At 52.1% G+C, this 16670-nt stretch carries 14 protein-coding genes and 1 other RNA gene; 12 read left to right on the forward strand and 3 right to left on the reverse strand.

Annotation, left to right across the window (positions count from 1 at the left end; translation table 11 throughout):
• Window positions 1-73: 73 nt before the first annotated feature.
• Complete coding sequence (gene alsS, locus GS535_RS02740) at window positions 74-1768, reverse strand: acetolactate synthase AlsS (RefSeq protein WP_160792335.1); 1695 nt, start codon at window positions 1766-1768, stop codon at window positions 74-76.
• Window positions 1769-1851: 83 nt separating this feature from the next.
• Complete coding sequence (budA, locus tag GS535_RS02745) at window positions 1852-2601, reverse strand: acetolactate decarboxylase (protein WP_160792336.1); 750 nt, start codon at window positions 2599-2601, stop codon at window positions 1852-1854.
• Between the two features lie 100 nt (window positions 2602-2701).
• Between budA and GS535_RS02750 the strand changes: the two genes are divergently transcribed.
• Window positions 2702-3604, forward strand: a complete 903-nt coding sequence (locus GS535_RS02750; RefSeq protein WP_160792337.1) for a LysR family transcriptional regulator — start codon at window positions 2702-2704, stop codon at window positions 3602-3604.
• A gap of 74 nt (window positions 3605-3678) precedes the next feature.
• Here the strand turns inward: GS535_RS02750 and GS535_RS02755 are convergent, their stop codons facing one another.
• Window positions 3679-3945 carry a DUF2312 domain-containing protein gene (locus GS535_RS02755; RefSeq protein ID WP_018979685.1) on the reverse strand — a complete coding sequence of 89 codons (267 nt, stop codon included), beginning with the start codon at window positions 3943-3945 and terminating at the stop codon, window positions 3679-3681.
• A 321-nt stretch (window positions 3946-4266) separates the two neighbouring features.
• On the opposite strand from GS535_RS02755, the gene zwf reads away from it, so the two are divergent.
• The 11 genes from zwf (at window position 4267) to murD (ending at window position 16669) form a co-directional block, all read left to right on the forward strand.
• Window positions 4267-5739 (forward strand): glucose-6-phosphate dehydrogenase, encoded by a 1473-nt coding sequence (gene zwf, locus GS535_RS02760; protein ID WP_160792338.1) that lies wholly within the window; start codon window positions 4267-4269, stop codon window positions 5737-5739.
• 93 nt (window positions 5740-5832) lie between these two features.
• On the forward strand, window positions 5833-6288 hold the full coding sequence (locus GS535_RS02765) for a hypothetical protein (protein ID WP_237442175.1): 456 nt from the start codon (window positions 5833-5835) through the stop codon (window positions 6286-6288).
• A gap of 66 nt (window positions 6289-6354) precedes the next feature.
• Window positions 6355-6747: RNase P RNA component class A (gene rnpB, locus GS535_RS02770), an RNA gene on the forward strand.
• 340 nt (window positions 6748-7087) lie between these two features.
• Entirely contained in the window at window positions 7088-7567 is a 480-nt protein-coding gene (gene mraZ / locus GS535_RS02775) for a division/cell wall cluster transcriptional repressor MraZ (RefSeq protein WP_160792339.1), read from the forward strand.
• 10 nt (window positions 7568-7577) lie between these two features.
• Window positions 7578-8537 carry a 16S rRNA (cytosine(1402)-N(4))-methyltransferase RsmH gene (rsmH, locus tag GS535_RS02780; protein ID WP_202401625.1) on the forward strand — a complete coding sequence of 320 codons (960 nt, stop codon included), beginning with the start codon at window positions 7578-7580 and terminating at the stop codon, window positions 8535-8537.
• The gene (locus GS535_RS02785) at window positions 8534-9271 is read left to right on the forward strand and encodes a hypothetical protein (RefSeq protein WP_160792341.1); all 738 of its coding nucleotides are present in this window, start codon (window positions 8534-8536) and stop codon (window positions 9269-9271) included. Before rsmH ends, GS535_RS02785 begins: the two co-directional genes overlap by 4 nt.
• 76 nt (window positions 9272-9347) lie before the next feature.
• A complete protein-coding gene (locus GS535_RS02790) occupies window positions 9348-11327 on the forward strand; it encodes a penicillin-binding protein 2 (RefSeq protein WP_160792342.1) in 1980 nt (659 codons plus the stop codon).
• 11 nt (window positions 11328-11338) lie between these two features.
• Window positions 11339-12829 (forward strand): UDP-N-acetylmuramoyl-L-alanyl-D-glutamate--2,6-diaminopimelate ligase, encoded by a 1491-nt coding sequence (locus tag GS535_RS02795; protein WP_160792343.1) that lies wholly within the window; start codon window positions 11339-11341, stop codon window positions 12827-12829.
• Entirely contained in the window at window positions 12826-14247 is a 1422-nt protein-coding gene (murF, locus tag GS535_RS02800) for a UDP-N-acetylmuramoyl-tripeptide--D-alanyl-D-alanine ligase (RefSeq protein WP_160792344.1), read from the forward strand. The genes GS535_RS02795 and murF overlap by 4 nt, the downstream gene beginning before the upstream one ends.
• Window positions 14247-15338: a phospho-N-acetylmuramoyl-pentapeptide-transferase gene (gene mraY, locus GS535_RS02805; RefSeq protein WP_160792345.1), complete on the forward strand. Its 1092-nt coding sequence runs from the start codon at window positions 14247-14249 to the stop codon at window positions 15336-15338. Before murF ends, mraY begins: the two co-directional genes overlap by 1 nt.
• Entirely contained in the window at window positions 15335-16669 is a 1335-nt protein-coding gene (gene murD / locus GS535_RS02810; RefSeq protein WP_202401626.1) for a UDP-N-acetylmuramoyl-L-alanine--D-glutamate ligase, read from the forward strand. Before mraY ends, murD begins: the two co-directional genes overlap by 4 nt.
• The last annotated feature ends 1 nt before the right edge of the window (window position 16670 follow it).

The raw sequence follows: 16670 nt of genomic DNA on the forward strand, positions 1-16670 counted from the left end.
CATTATTTAATTGCTGGGATAAGCCAATGGGGAGAAGGCCAGAGATACCTCTCCCCACGGATTTCAGTAGCCCTTAGGCTGAAGCGGCCGTCTCGCCGCGTAGTTCTGCTAATGGTGCCATCAGGTTGGCATTATCAGCATAGTCAACCGGAATCTCGATAACGACCGGCCCTTGTGTTTCCATACCTTCACGCAAAGCAGCATGGAGGCTTTCCACACTATTCACCTTGAGGCCCTTTGCCCCACAGGAACGTGCAAACGCTGCAAAGTCGATCGGGCCAAAAGCAACAGCCGCATCACGACCATATTTTTTCTGCTCTTGGATACGCACCATGTTGAAGTGATGATCAACCCACACAAGATGGATCAGGTTGCTCTTCAGACGGACGGCTGTTTCCAGATCCATTGAAGACATCATGAAGCTGCCATCACCAGAAACAGAAATAACCTTCTGGGATGGGTTCACCAAGCTTGCAGCCATACCCCATGGCAGACCAACACCCATTGTCTGCTGGCCATTGCTGATAAGAATCTGACGCGCGCGGAACGCATGCAGATAACGTGCCAACCAGATATGGAAAGACCCCATATCGAAGCACAAGGTCACGTCTTGATCCACGAATGGCTGTAGTGACTTCACAATTTCCAGTGGATGCAACATGCCTTGGCACGTGCTGCGTGCATTCGCAAAGGCAGCCTTTTGCGTTGAGCGATAAGCTTCCAGAATTTTCGTCAGCTCGGCCGCAGGGTTCAGCGCCCCGACTTCCTCTGTCAGTTCAGCAACTGTGTCAGAGATCCCACCAACCAGCTCAACAGATGGATTGAAAGCATTGTCCAGCGATGCAGGAACAACATCAATGTTGATAAGCGGACGATCCTTCTTGAGGTTCCATAGCTGTGGATCATACTCAATAGGGTTATATCCAATGGTTACCACCAAATCAGCTTCATGCAGAAGATGGTCACCATGCTGGTTACGGAACAGGCCAATACGCCCACCGAACTGAGATAGAAGATCGCGAGAAATCGCCCCTGCTGCCTGATAGGAACCCACGACAGCGACGCCAGTTTTCTTAACAAACTCACGTACAGCCGCAGCATTTTCGGGTGTGCTCGCCATCATTCCTAGTAGAACGACAGGCTTCTTAGCGGCTTTCAACGCACGCGCTGCTTCCTTGATCATATCTTTAGGAGCAGGGCCGTTTTTAGGCGTATCCCGACCCGCCAAGACAGCTTGATCAGCTGGCAAACTGAGGACATCCATTGGCGTGCTCACAAAAGCCCCACCAGGACGGCCACCTTCAGCCGCACGGAATGCATTAGCGATAATTTCTGACGTCGCGGCCGGCCCACCGATCTCAGCACTATATTTCGTGACCGGACGCAGCATGCTCACTGTATCCATGCTCTGATGGGTCAGCTTCACGAGGTCAGAACGTCCGACAGCACCACCAATAGCAAGCATTGGATCAGCTTCTGACGTTGCTGTTGCGAGACCTGTCGTCAGGTTGGAAACCCCTGGCCCGGATGTCGCAATAGCCACACCGGCCTTACCGGTGATGCGCCCTAGCCCGCCTGCAATAAAAGCAGCGTTCTGTTCATGACGCGTCACCACCGTCTCAATAGACGAATCTTCTAACGCCTCAAAAAGGCGATCAATTTTCGCTCCTGGAATACCGAAGACGTGCTTAACACCATGTGCTTCTAGGTTGCGAACGATCAGTTCCGCGGCACAAGGGGTTTTCCCCTCTGCTTTTTTCTGAGTCATGTTGTAAATCCTGCAAAGCGACCTGCGAAACACCCCAAAGGTGCCGCAGGCCAGAAAACGCGATTAAACGAAAGAGATCAGCCTCAACCGCCTTCAGCTGTATGAATAGCTTCGTTCAAACCAGCTGGAAGGAGGTCAGCCTCTGCAAACTCTTTGTGCCGCGGCAGTGCAATCTCTAGGTCAGAGATACGGGCCACCTCCAGCTTACCACGTAGCACGCGATAATCTGTGACATGGCCACCATGCTTGCGGTCATCACTCAGCACGTGCAGATGATACCCCGCGACATTAATGCCCTGCATGTAAGGTGGTGTCCGGAAACCCAGCATCACACCGCTGATATTGTTCATCGTGAAGGTAGGCTGTTTGGCCACCACCTCAAGCATGCCCGGATAAGGACGGCACTGACAGAACACTGTGCGCGTATCGACCTTCTCAAACTCACCCGTAAAGCGAACAGCACCAAATAAATTTGGATTATCAAGCATCTTATTCACCAGCGCTTCGAACTCTGCTTTGCCTAGCGGCTGGTCAATTGTAATGGTTTGCTCGGGTTCAAAATGAGTAACACAGGCAAAAGGTGTTTTAAGATCACTTGGTACATCTGAGGCAATGCCCTCAGAGCGGAATTGACGCACCTCACGACCTGTGACGATCATCTCGCCATCAAGCGCATTAAAGGTGCCCAGACCGAAATCACCGTGCTCCAGCAATTCGTCCATGGTCATCTCACCATCATAAACAGCATCAAGCAATGCTGCCATGGTCGAGGTCTGGAAAAGACGGTTAGGCCGTATTGCCGATGAAGCGTCTTTACCTGAACGTTGAGTCATATGGCCCCCTGTTACGTTTAACGAGGGACACATTAGAACCACGAAGGATTAACTGCAAATATATACTTACGGCTAGGGGTATATATCCTATATATGGATTATGGATATACGTCACTTTCGCTATTTCGTCGCCGTTGCTGAGACCGGAAGCATCACGCGCGCAGCTGAACGGCTCGGCATTGAGCAACCACCACTCAGCCAACAAGTTAAACGGCTAGAAGCAACCTTAGGCGTCTCTCTTTTTCGCCGCCAAACCCGCGGGGTAACCCTCACAGAAGAAGGGCAAGCGCTTCTCCCTCATGCTCGGCTGATTCTCGACCTCCGTCAGCAATTTATCGCACAAGCTCACGGACTTGCTCGCGGTGAGAAAGGCCATCTGCGCATTGGTCTTGCCGGCGCCGTTCCTCTCCTCCCTGCCATGCCCTTCGCAATCCGCCATTTCCGCAGCATCGCTCCAGATGTCACGTTATCACTAGAAGAAAGCAACACACCTGCTTTATGTGAAGCTTTGCGTGCTCATCGTATCGACATTGCCATTTTACGCCCACCTGTGAGCGACCCAGCTAACGTACAAGTGATCCCGCTCCTTGATGAACCGACGCTTATAGCCCTTCCAAAAGGGCACCGCTTCACTCACAGTGCACGGCTTCACCTACAACAGCTCGCCAATGAACCGCTCATCATTTTTCCACGAGAACTCGGGCCTGGCTTTTATGATGCTATCCTCGCTGCTTATCAAAATGCCGGCATTACGCCACCTCTTGGTCAGCAAGCGCCACAAATTGCCGGCACCATCCCCCTTGTTGCAGCGGGTTTAGGGATTTCTGTCGTACCCCAGTCCCTTCACCAACTACACACGGGTGGTGTTACTTTCCATAAGATTGACGAACCCGCCCCTTACGCAACCATTGCGATCGGATTGCGTCGCGAGACGACCTCTCCTTTGGTCGAGCTTTTCAGCCAAACGCTTCAGCATATTTTCAAGGAAGGCGTTCCCGCTTAGCGCTAATGTTCACAAAAAAAGCGGCACAAACGCATGTGCCGCTTCTATCACCCCATTCTTGAATGAAGGGGAGCTTACATACCTAACGCACGACGATAGATATCAAGAAGCGTCTCTTGCTCTTCTACCTCGGCAGGCTCTTGCTTGCGCAATTTAATAATTTGCTTAACGACCTTCACGTCAAAGCCTGCTGATTTTGCTTCTGCAAAAATATCACGAATATCGCTGCCAAGCGCCTTACGCTCTTCTTCAAGACGTTCCACACGTTCAATAATGGAGCGCAACCGATCTGCAGCAATCCCCCCTGTTGCGCTTCCTTCTGGTCCGTTACCGATATCCATGAGCTTTTCTCCGCATGCTACCTTCAATCCTGTCGCGCGGCTTATCCTGCGCAAGAGAAATGGTCAATGTTTGATTGTCCCTCATGGGCTGTATTGCGCCCTTTATCATGCTAAAATAAGTGAAGGTATCATGCTAAAATAAGTGAAGGTTCCCCAACCTGTTTTTGCTCCTTCCTTACATCTCTTAGAATGTGAGGTTCCACCTTGACATATGACTCAACAGGACGGAACTAAGAGGAACCATAAGGAACCGCTTTTCAAAGCACAATTGCGTGCCTGCATTCCTCAAAAAGCGTCTAGATAAGAAAGGCTCTTCCACCCATGTCTGATTCTCAACAGACTGCCCCATTTGATTACATCATCTTTGGCGCCACAGGCGACCTTATGATGCGTAAGCTTATTCCTGCCCTTTATAACCAACTTCGCGTTGGTCATGTTCCTGAAGAAGCACGTATTATCGGTTCAGCTCGCTCTAAACTTGATAATGAGGAATACCGGCAGCGTGCGCGCGAAGCCCTCAATCGCTTCCTTCCCGACGCCCATAAAGATGCTGATCTCATTGAGCGTTTTCTAAAAAAGATCCAGTACATCGCGATTGATAGTACGAAATATGAGAGCAACTGGGGTGGCCTAAAAGAGATTCTTGCTCAATCTCCAGATGACCGTATCCGCGTTTTCTATTACTCAACCGCTCCACAGCTTTTTGAAGCCATCAGTGAAAATCTTCACGCCCATGGCCTCATTACCAAGCAGTCCCGCGTTGTGCTTGAGAAGCCTATCGGCACAAATAGTGAAACAGCTCGTGCTATTAATGACGGTGTCAGCCGCTTCTTTGAAGAAGGGCAAATCTTCCGCATCGACCATTACTTAGGTAAAGAAACAGTGCAGGATATTATCGCACTGCGCTTTGCCAACCCGCTTCTCCAAGCTGTTTGGTCTGGTGAATATATTAAGAGCATTCAGATCACCGCAGCAGAAACAGTCGGCGTAGAAGGGCGTGCCGCCTATTACGATACGTCTGGCGCTTTGCGTGATATGATCCAAAACCACCTCCTACAGGTTCTCAGCCTTTGCGCCATGGAAGCGCCTTCTTCGCTGGAAGCCGATGCCATCCGTGACGCAAAAGTGAATGTCCTTAAAGCGCTACGCCCTATCCCAGAAGACGCTGTCAGCGCAGAAACTGTGCGTGCTCAATACGTGCAAGGCACGATGAATGGCGAAAAAGTGCCAGGCTATCTCGAAGAGCTGGGCGAAGAAAGCCACACAGAGACCTACGCGGCTATGCGTGCGTATGTGGACACGCCTCGTTGGAAAAACACACCCTTCTATATCCGTACAGCCAAACGCTCTGCCCATAAGCTCAGTGAAGTCGTTGTGACGTTTAAAGAAGGCACATCCAAACTCTTTGGTGGAACGCCGGGTGCTGATCGGCTCGTCATTCGCCTGCAGCCTAATGAAGGGTTTGGCCTGTCCATCAATGTTAAAAATCCTTCTGCTGCAGGCTTTGGCTTACAGCGCACGGCTTTAGATGGTCGCTTTGCTCCTGCTGACGGTTCGCTTATCCCTGATTCCTACGAGCGCCTGATGCTTGATGCTGTTCGCGGCTATCCAGCCCTCTTCATCCGTCGTGATGAGGTTGAAGCCGCATGGGCTTGGGTAGAACCAACACTCAATGCTTGGGCTGCTGATAAGGCTCCGATGGGGCATTATGCTGCGGGCTCCTACGGCCCAGAGCAAGCACGTCAATTCACCGCTCAAACCGGTGATCAGTGGCATGAAGATATGGCAGATTAATACTCTCCCTCAAACGTGCAGCTCTTAGAGATCCTTTAAGGGCTGCACGCCATGCCCTTTGTCTGCGCTATGCTTTGTAAGGATCTGTTTTACTTGACTGAACAACGCCCTTCTCGCTTTGCTTTTTTAAAGCAACTTCGTAAACCTCGTTCATTAAAACAGCACCTCATTCGGCGCTTAATTGTCGTTGTACCCGTTTTCCTTTTGATGATCGTCATCACTCGAAGTGGCTGGCTTGATAATGCTTATGATCGTTTTACCTTTGGTAAACTGAGCTGGTACGATAATACGGCTCTTGTCGAACATCTACGTACGGTCATCACCAACCAAGGGCTAACATCACTTCCACGCAATTGTCTGGTTTTTATTGTGAATGGTGACGCGTCAGTCAATACACCTCATATGGAAGTCCTTGGTCGGCAAGGCCATGGATGCCCAGGTGATAAACCCACAGCCAATATGCTCTTTTCTTTACAGATTGATCGCGCGCAGCACTCTATTTTGACAGATGCTGGTTCTCCTGGAAGCTTCCATCCTCTTACCCCTTAAAAAATCGCACGATATTTCCTCTTCTCAGGGTTGACCTTCTTTGCGTTCCAACGCAGTTTACGCGCGCTAGACGGCTGGGCGGTCGCTATCGAAGCAGTCATGCTTCTGTAGAGGAAAGTCCGGGCTCCACAGGATAACGGTGCCGGTTAACGGCCGGCGGGGGAAACCCTAGGGAAAGTGCCACAGAAACAATACCGTCTGCCGAGCCTCTCAAGGCTGCAGATAAGGGTGAAACGGTGCGGTAAGAGCGCACCGCGGGTCTGGCAACAGAACCGGTCATGGTAAACCCCACCGGGAGCAAGACCGAATAGGAACGGCAAGTCTTCACTGACTAAGGGTGTCCGGCCCTGCTGTTCGGGTTGGTTGCGAGAGGCAGGCTGCAAAGTCTGTCCCAGAGGAATGATCGCCCATCTCTTTAACAAGAGTGGACAGAACCCGGCTTATAGGCCGTCTAGCTTTATAGCTCCGCATAAAGAGACAATAAAGAAGCGTATTACATAGCACTCTACTCTTATTGTTCGCCATTTCTCTTTTTTTAAAAGCCATTTGATACGTATTCTCTTATTTGCAGCAATGAGCGACATCTTTCGTCTTAGTCACGAAAATCCTTGTTTTTAGTTACATGTATAGATTTTGTTCACTATGCAGTAACCAATCGCCCTTTTCTGCCATTCTCTACGATAATGCTTTGACGTCCCATAAAATCCCATGCTATCCCATATCTATACGGTAAAGTTCAGTAATCCTTGGACGAGCACGATTTTGCTCACCTCTGATGAGACGGGAGGCATTTCAAATTATGACTATGTTTCTCGGCACTCATCCAAGCCGCATTGACAGCAAAGGCCGCCTCTCAATCCCCGCACCCTTTCGTGCCGTCTTGAAGCAACACAATGCTGATGAAGATGCGAGCGTTATCTTACGTCCTTCACATTTACATGCCTGCGTTGAAGGGTGGACAGCTGATACTTTTGCAACATTGTCTGAATCCCTTATGAAGCATGACCCGTTTTCCAGCGAGTTTGAGGATCTCTCCGTCAGTCTTTATGCCGATGCATACCCGGTTAGCTGCGATCCAGAAGGGCGGATTAGCCTTCCCAAAAGCTTGAAACAACACGCCTCCTTAGCTGGTGCTATTATGTTTATGGGGTTGGGACGAATTTTTCAAATATGGTCCTCTGAAGCCGCTGAAAAACGGCGTGAGGATGCTCGCAAGCGTTCTAAAGAAATTGGGCAGCTTTCCCCCTCTCCCCTCAAAAAGAAGCCCGCGGATGAATGACACTCAGCACATGACCTCTACACATCCTTCCTCTCAAGGTCATTTCCCTGTCATGCTGCCGGAAGTTCTGGAGAGTTTGCAGCTCCGTGATGGTGCTACCTATCTTGACGGAACATTTGGCGGTGGTGGCTATAGCCGCGCAATGCTTGATGCCAAGGACTGCATCGTTCACGCTATTGACCGTGATCCAGATGCGATTTCGCGCGGACAGCCTCTCGTTAAAGCAGCACAAGGCCGCCTTCACCTCCACAGAGGGGCCTTTAGCGCTATGGAGCAGCTTGTAGGCTCGGTCGCTCCCTTTGACGGTATTGTGTTGGATCTTGGGGTGTCTTCCTTCCAGCTTGACCAAGGCGAACGAGGGTTTTCCTTCCGCCATGATGGGCTTCTTGATATGCGTATGAGCGCAGAAGGCCCTAGTGCAGCTGACCTCGTCAATAACGAGGCAGAACAAAAGATCGCTGATATTCTTTATTATTATGGAGAAGAGCGTCGCTCTCGTCGTATTGCCCGCGCCATTGTCAATGAACGCGCACGCACCCCTATTGAAACGACGGGACATCTTGCAGAGCTCATCCGTAGTTCTATCCCGCGTGAACGGCCTAATTTTGATCCAGCGACCCGCAGCTTCCAAGCCCTACGCATTGCTGTCAATGATGAGCTGGGAGAACTTGAGCGCGTCCTTATGGCAGCCCCCAACCTGCTCGCTCCGGGGGGCGTTTTCGTCGTCGTGACCTTCCATTCATTGGAAGACCGCATGGTAAAACGCGCTATGGCCCGTTTGAGCGGCCGCACAAGCGGCCCTTCACGTCATGCTCCTGCCTCACTTCATCAGAAGCAGCGCGCCCCATTTGAACTCCTTCACACCCGCCCCTTGTCCCCAAGCAAAGACGAGCTCCGCCTTAATACGCGTTCGCGAAGTGCTCGTTTGCGTGCTCTGCGCCGGCTTTCTTCTTCTGGAGAAGTTTCATGATCCGTCCTGCTACCTTATTCTGCGCACTCATTGCTGCTGGCGCTGGGCTTTTCCTTTACGCAAAGAAGCACGATACTCTCGTCCTTGATCAGCACATCACTCAAACTGTGCAAGAGACGCGCCGTGTGCAGGGACAGACAGCTATGTTGCGCACGCAATGGGCCCTGCTCAATCAACCCGATCGCCTCAGTACTTTGTCAAAACGGATCCTTCCTCACCTCCGCATGGTTGAGCCTGCACAATTTGTCAGACAAGAAAAGCTCGCTGAACGTTTGCCTGCTATTAGCACTAAGGACGTTGCAGCTACGCCTACCCATACAGACGTTGCACGGCCAACGTTGGCAGCCCTGCGCCCTGCGCCTGATATGCCTGTCAACGCGCCTACACGTCCTGAGCGACATCACCGCACCGCTCATGCCGACGCGGTTTCTGCGCCTTCGCATAGCTCTTCCCATGCAGCACGTGGTAATTCTTCGCTTGAACGTAAATTAGCATTGCTTAATGCGGAGGATCAGACCTCTATGCCGCATCGCCATCATCATAGCGACCATGGAGCCACATCGGACAAAGACGGACATACTCACACGTCTCGTGCATCCTCTTCTGAGACGTTGGCAGAAACCGTTGCATGGCATCCTCAATCGACCCATCGTAGCTCTTCATCTCATCGGGAGAGTTCCCATACTGCCTCTTCGTCAGACGCTCTACCACCTCCCGTTCCATTCTCAAATTAGCGACAACTTACCTTCATACTCTCTCTAACGACAATGTTAGAGAGCACCCGCTGACCACCTTGCAGAATGCAGCACGATGACGGAAAAAGAGCCCTCTCCATCGGCAAAGAAGCCGACGAATGACCAGCCCGATACCTCCTCAGGGCAACACCCTACCAAAGGCTCTAAACACTTTTCTAAAGTGAACGCATTACGACGTTTTTTCTCTCTCCGTTATTGGAATGAACGCCGCCAGAAGGTCAGCTGGATAGAGCGTTGCCAAAACCGTCTTGTCTATGTTGGAATGGGCTTTCTAGTTATTTACGGTGCCGTAACGCTTAAAGCGCTCATGGCGACCGTCCTCGCTCCTATGGCTCCCCTTCCCGGCCAAATTACATCCACATTACCGGAAATCCCAAAGCCAGACCCTCAAGCCCTCATGAGTGGCGGTTTCGAGCTTCCCAATATACGACGTGCTACAATTACAGACCGTAACGGGCAAGCATTGGCCATTTCTCTGCCTGTTGTGCAAGTCTATGCCAACCCGATGGAGATTATCAGCCCAGAAGAAGCTGTCGCCAAACTTCATCACGTTCTCCCCGGTATTGATCAAGAAGATCTCATCAAACGCCTTAAGAAAAAAAAGCAGTTCGTTTACCTTGCTCATAACCTCTCTCCGACCCAAGAATTAGCGATTAATAATCTTGGTATTCCCGGAATTTATTTTGAAACAGGAGAACGCCGTCATTACCCATTGGGACGTATTGCTGCGCAAATTATGGGCGGTGTTGATCTTGATAATCACGGAATTGCAGGGGTTGAACGTTATTTTGATAAACGACTAAGCTCTGACCGCACCCCTCTTCGCCTTTCCATTGATGCCCGTGTTCAAGCAGCTATGCGTGATGAGCTGGATGAGGCCAAACGCAAATTCCAAGCCATCGGCGCATGCGCCATTTTGATGGATATTCACTCTGGTGAAGTCATCGCAATGGTCAGTCTTCCCGATTTTGATGCCAATGATTTTGGTCATGCCCCCTCAGACGCTCGCTTTAATAGAGCTGTTACGGGAATGTATGAGCCGGGCTCCACGTTTAAACTACAGACGGCTGCTATGGCCTTGCAGCTTGGTGTTGCCCATCCGTGGGATCGTTTCTCGACAACGCCTATCCATGTTGGCCGCTTTAAAATTTCGGATCTCAAAAGCGATCATTTTGCTCCTTGGCTCCCTCTCACCTCAGTCATGGCGTTTTCTTCCAACCCAGCCTCTGCTCATATTGCGCTGGATGTTGGTGCAACACGGCAGCAAGAATGGCTTAAAAATATGGGCTTCTTCGACCGCGTGCCGATTGAACTCCCTGAAGCAGGGCGGCCCATTATTCCATCACGAAAAAACTGGGGCCTCACTACGATTATGACCGTCGGTTTCGGTCATGGTATTGCAGAGTCTCCGTTGGCAATTGTGCGCGGAACAGCGGCAACAGGAAATGGAGGGTATTTAGTCACGCCTACGCTCGTTGCTCATAATCATGACAATGATGATGTCGTCATGTCTGACACACAAGTTCCGCATCTTTTGTCAGAGAAAACATCCGACACATTACGGCGTATTTTGCGCTTAGTCGTGACAAAAGGTATCGGGAAACGTGCTGAGAGCCCTGGCTATTTCGTGGGAGGCAAAACCGGCACGGCTGAGAAAATTAGTGACCGCGGAACCTACCTTAAGCATGTCAACATCACAGCCTTTACGGGCATGTTCCCCATGAATGCGCCACGTTATGCACTCTATGTCATGCTAGATGCCCCACATCCCACGGCTGAAACACATGGTTGGACGACAGCTGGCTGGATTGCAGCACCGCTCTTCTCCAATATTGTGACACGTACAGCGCCTATGCTCGGCCTCTTCCCTCCAGACCCAAGCCGTAATGCTCAGGTCGAGGCCTCTTTAGAGATTCCTCTTATCCCTCCCATCCCGCCTGGGGTTCGGCCATTGGGGCCTGGGAATGACCCTGGGGCACCTCCGCCTTCACTGCTGCGCACGCACCATGCTGTAAGATCCTCCCACGGCCATTAAGGCGCTCTACCATGCTTCTTTCTACACTCCTCTCACGCTACGGCATCACTGCTTCACTGGCTGAAGACCTCACAATTAAAGCTGTAACAGCCGATAGTCGTCATGTAAGCCCTGATAGCCTTTTTGTGGCAATCCGTGGACAGAATCATGATGGTGCAAAATTCATCCCACTCGCGATCACCTCAGGCGCCACCGCCATCGTGACCATGCATGACAACCACAGCCCTTCTATCGGAATGCATTGGGAGGGAGAGCGTAAAGCCATCATCATCCGCGTACATAATCCTGCCCATTTCCTTGCACAGGCAGCAGCTTGGTTTGCAGCTCCATTGCCAGAACACATTGTCGCGGTGACCGGAACCAACGGAAAAAGCAGCACTGTCGATTTTCTCCGCCAGCTTTGGCAGCTCCGCGGCACAGCAGCGGCAAGCCTTGGAACCCTCGGGGTTATCACGCAAGCAGACATCCCTCCGATGCCAGCGATGACGACCCCCGACGCCGTTGCGCTTGCCTCCACGCTCTCCACACTTCAACGCAGCCATGTCACCCATGTTGCTTTGGAGGCCTCGTCTCACGGATTGCATCAGCATCGCCTTGATGGTCTGTCTCTCACCGCTGCCGGGTTTTCCAACCTTACGCGAGATCATCTTGACTATCACGAAACGATTGAAGCCTATCGTGATGCTAAGCTTCGTCTGTTTCGTGACCTTCTGCCGCCGGGTAATATTGCCGTTATTAATGCGGATATGGATCCCGATACCTATAGCGCTCTAACACAGACTGCCCATCAGTGTGGCCATATCCTCCGCGATATTGGAATAAACGCAACAACCCTACGTCTGCTAGAAGCCCAGCCAACGCCACAAGGACATATTATTCGCGTTGCTCTTCATGGCGAGCCTTTACCCGATATTACGCTCCCCTTCCCCGGGCGCTTCCAAGTGGATAACGCCCTCATGGCCGCCGCACTATGTTGGGAAGAAGATGCTGAGGCGCCTGCTGTGCTCGCTCTGCTCTCACAGTTGCGCAGCGTGCCGGGACGGTGCGAGCGCGTCGCAGACCTTCCCAATGGCGCAGCCGCCTATGTGGATTATGCCCATACCCCTGATGCCCTTGAGCATGTTTTGCTCAGCCTTCGCCCTCATACACGCGGCAAACTCCATGTTATTTTCGGCGCAGGAGGCGACCGTGACAGTGGCAAACGCCCACTGATGGGCCAAATCGCCGGCCATATTGCCGACCGCATCACCATCACCGATGACAATCCGCGCTCAGAAGACCCGGCCACCATTCGCGCCGCTATTCGTGCTACTTGCCCTCATGCCCAAGAGATTGGAGACCGTCGGGCCGCTATTGAAGACGGGCTTAAACGCCTAGGCCCCGGTGATATTCTCCTCATCGCTGGCAAAGGCCATGAAACAGGGCAGGTTATTGGATCAACAACCTATCCTTTTGATGACCGCGCCCTCACACGTTCACTCGCTGAGAAAGTCTCTTTATGACCCAGACACTGCCTTTATGGACACGCTCTGAACTCTGCGAGGCCACGCATGGCAGCCTTAGCGCAGATGTCACAGTACAGAGCGTTTGCATTGATACACGTCAGCTCGAGCCCGGCGCTCTCTTTATCGCTCTTCAGGGAGATCATTCCGATGGACATCGCTTCATCCAGAATGCTCTTTCACAAGGAGCAGCCTGCGTGATGGTGCATGACCGCCAAGCCGTCATAGACGCTGGCCTAATGGATGACCCTCGCCTTCTCTTCGTTGATAACACAATGAAAGGACTTGAAGCGCTCGGTCATTTTGCGCGAAAACGTTTCAACGGTAAAGCCATTGCCATTACCGGAAGCGTTGGCAAGACCACCACGAAAACCATGCTTTTCCAAGCGCTTCAACCTTATGGGAAAACGCATGCTTCTGTTGCTTCTTACAACAACCATTGGGGCGTACCTTTAACGCTTGCCCGCCTCCCTCGTGATGCCGATTTTTGTATTAGTGAAGTCGGTATGAACCATCCGGGGGAAATTGCACCGCTGGCAGAGCAAATTCGCCCTGATATTGCTCTCATCACCACCATTGGGACGGCCCATCTTGGCCATATGGGCAGTATTGAGGCCATCGCACGCGAAAAGGCTACGCTCTTTCAAGCGCTCATCCCACCCGATGGCCATGCAATCGCGCTGGAGGGAACGCCCTGCCTATCTCTTGTGGCCGCTGAAGTGCCCCATGATTGCTCTTTTTGGACAATCGGCACCTCCCATGCTGCCACCGTGCGTATTGATGCGCTGCAATGCCACGGTCAGGGCAGCCATTTCCATCTGCACACTCCCACAGGGGATACGGATGTATCACTCTCCGCCCCAGGGCAACATCTCGCGCAAAATGCAGCTCTCGCCCTAGGGGCCGTCAGTGCGTTAGGGCTTCTTCCTCAAGCTGCTGCTTCTGCTCTCGTTTCTTACAAACCTGAAGCAGGGCGGGGGCTCAAGTGCCTTTTACCCGGCAACGTCACTCTTATTGATGAAAGCTACAACGCCTCTGGCCCAAGCATGCGCGCAGCTTTGGCAACGCTTGCTCTTCTACCAGCCTCGCGCCGCATTGCAGCGCTTGGAGATATGCGTGAGCTTGGCGAATTTTCCGATGATGAGCATCGCGCCCTCACCGCACCGATCATGGCTGCCAGCGCTCTCACCTTTTGTTGCGGCCCGCATATGAAATCCTTGTACGACTCCCTTCCCCAAAGTCTTCGAGGAGGGTATGCACCCGATGCTACTCAACTTGCCCCGCTTGTTCAGGCCGCTGTACGCTCTGGCGATGTGTTGCTGGTTAAAGGCAGCCTTGGCAGTCGTATGCGTGACCTTATCGTTCTCCTTAACGCCCACCCTTCCGTGCAGGAAGCCTCTTCTTCGGTCTCTCCCTAATGCTCTTTGATCTCCTTGCGACCCACGCCTCCCCCCATGGTGGTTTTGCTAACCTCCTGCATTATGTCACCTTCCGCGCCGGCTGCGCGTGTCTGACGGCTTTGTTGATTTCGCTCTTTTGGGGGCGTCCCTTCATCGCTCAACTTAAACGGATCCAAGGGCAAGGGCAGCCTATTCGTACCCTAGGGCCTGAGCGCCATATTCTGGAAAAAGCCGGCACGCCAACAATGGGCGGCATGTTGATCTTAGCGGCCCTGACCATCTCCACCTTATTATGGGCAGACCTCCGCAATGGTTTCGTCTGGGCTGTGCTGCTGACCACACTCGCCTTCGGTGCTGTTGGTTTTGCCGATGATTATCTCAAATTATCGCGTCGCAACACACAAGGGATCTCTAAAAAAACACGCCTTGGATGCGAGTTTTTAGCCTCTCTCATCGCGGGGATCTGGCTTGAAATGCTGACCCCACCCGAACTCCGCAATGTGCTTGCTTTTCCGTTTGCGAAAAGCTTCGTTCTCCCTCTCGGCTACGTTTTCCCTCTTTTTGCGATGGTGACGATTGCTGGATTTGGAAACGCCGTGAACCTGACTGACGGCCTGGACGGCCTCGCAACCGTTCCCGTCATTATCGCGGCCTTCGTCTTCGCCCTTATCGCCTATTTAGTCGGGAACCACGTCTTTGCAGACTATCTGCAACTCCACCCCGTTCCCGGCACGGGGGAGCTGAGTATTTTTTGCGCTGCTCTTATTGGGGGTTCGTTAGGTTTTTTATGGTACAATGCCCCCCCAGCGGATGTCTTCATGGGCGATACCGGGTCTCTCGCCCTCGGGGGCGCTCTTGGTGCTGTCGCTGTTGCGGTAAAACATGAGCTGGTTCTTTGCCTCGTCGGTGGGATTTTTGTGGCCGAAACATTGTCGGTTATCGTGCAGGTCTTTTGGTTTAAACGCACAGGAAAGCGCGTTTTCCTCATGGCGCCTCTGCACCATCACTTTGAGAAAAAAGGCTGGCAAGAACCTAAGATTGTCGTACGCTTCTGGATTATTGCCTTTATCCTCGGCCTTTGCGGTTTAGCGACACTGAAATTGCGATGATGACTTCTTCTCTCTCCTTATGGCCTTCTCAGCTCCTCCACGGATCCCATTATGCCGTTTGCGGGTTGGGGCGTAACGGAACAGCTGTTGTCCGAGCCCTCTTAGACATGGGCGCGACCGTGCAAGCATGGGACGATACCGCCCCTACGCTGCCTGAACACCCCAACCTCACCCTTGCGCCACTCACAGATCTACGCGCTATGGACGGGCTGATTTTATCACCGGGCATTCCGCACCGGCTTCCTTCACCGCATCCTGTTGCCGTATTGGCACGATCCCAGCACGTACCGATCCTTTCAGATGCTGAGCTACTCTGGCAGGTTGCCCGCAAGGCTGGCTCTCAGGCACGTTTTGTCTCCGTGACGGGAACAAATGGGAAATCCACAACAACAGCGTTACTGACCCATATCCTCACCCATGCCGGCATTCCGACAGCGGCTGGAGGCAATCTCGGCACAGCGTCTCTTGCTCTCCCGCCCTTAGGAGACGATGGCGTTTATATTATCGAGATGTCTTCTTACATGCTTGAGCGTCTTGAGAACTTCCATGCCTGTTGTTCGATCATGCTCAACCTCACACCCGATCATCTCGAGCGTCATGGAGATATGGAAGGGTACGCTCAGGCAAAAGCTCATGTCTTTGACCATATGACCAAAGACGACCTCGCTATTTTAGGTGAGGATGCCCCGTGGAACCGCACCTTACGCACATCCTTAAAAGCGCGTCATATCCCCACCCTCATCTTAAACGCCACGGAAGCTCTCTCTCCTGATGAGGCGCCTATGCTCCCGGGCCGCCATAATGCTCAAAATAGCGCAGCCTGTCGTGCAGCCGCACGGTTCCTTGGCGTTGATGATGCCGTTATTATAGACGCTATTCGCAGCTTCCCCGGTCTGGCTCATCGTCTGCAATATGTCGCCACGATAGATGGGGTTGCTTGGATTAATGACAGCAAAGCAACCAATGCTGAAGCCAGCACCCATGCTCTCGCCGCTTATGATCGTGTTATCTGGATTGCTGGTGGCACGGCTAAACAAGGCGGAATTGACAGTTTAGCTCCCGTTTTCTCCCATATCGGTTACGCCTTGCTCATTGGCCAAGATGCCCCGCTCCTGTCAGAAACTCTCAAGCACCATCGTATCCCTCATTCGATTGTCCATACATTGGAAAACGCTGTTGCAGAAGCGATGAAACAGGCTCATCAGCTGGACATTCCAACCGTATTATTGTCACCTTCCTGTGCGAGCTTTGACCAGTTTCGTAGCTTTGAGGAACGAGGGGAACGCTTTGCCCAGCTCGTCCACGCCTATCAAGACGGCCAGAAAGGATAAA

This window comes from Saccharibacter sp. EH611, from assembly GCF_009834765.1.
Lineage (GTDB): Bacteria > Pseudomonadota > Alphaproteobacteria > Acetobacterales > Acetobacteraceae > Saccharibacter.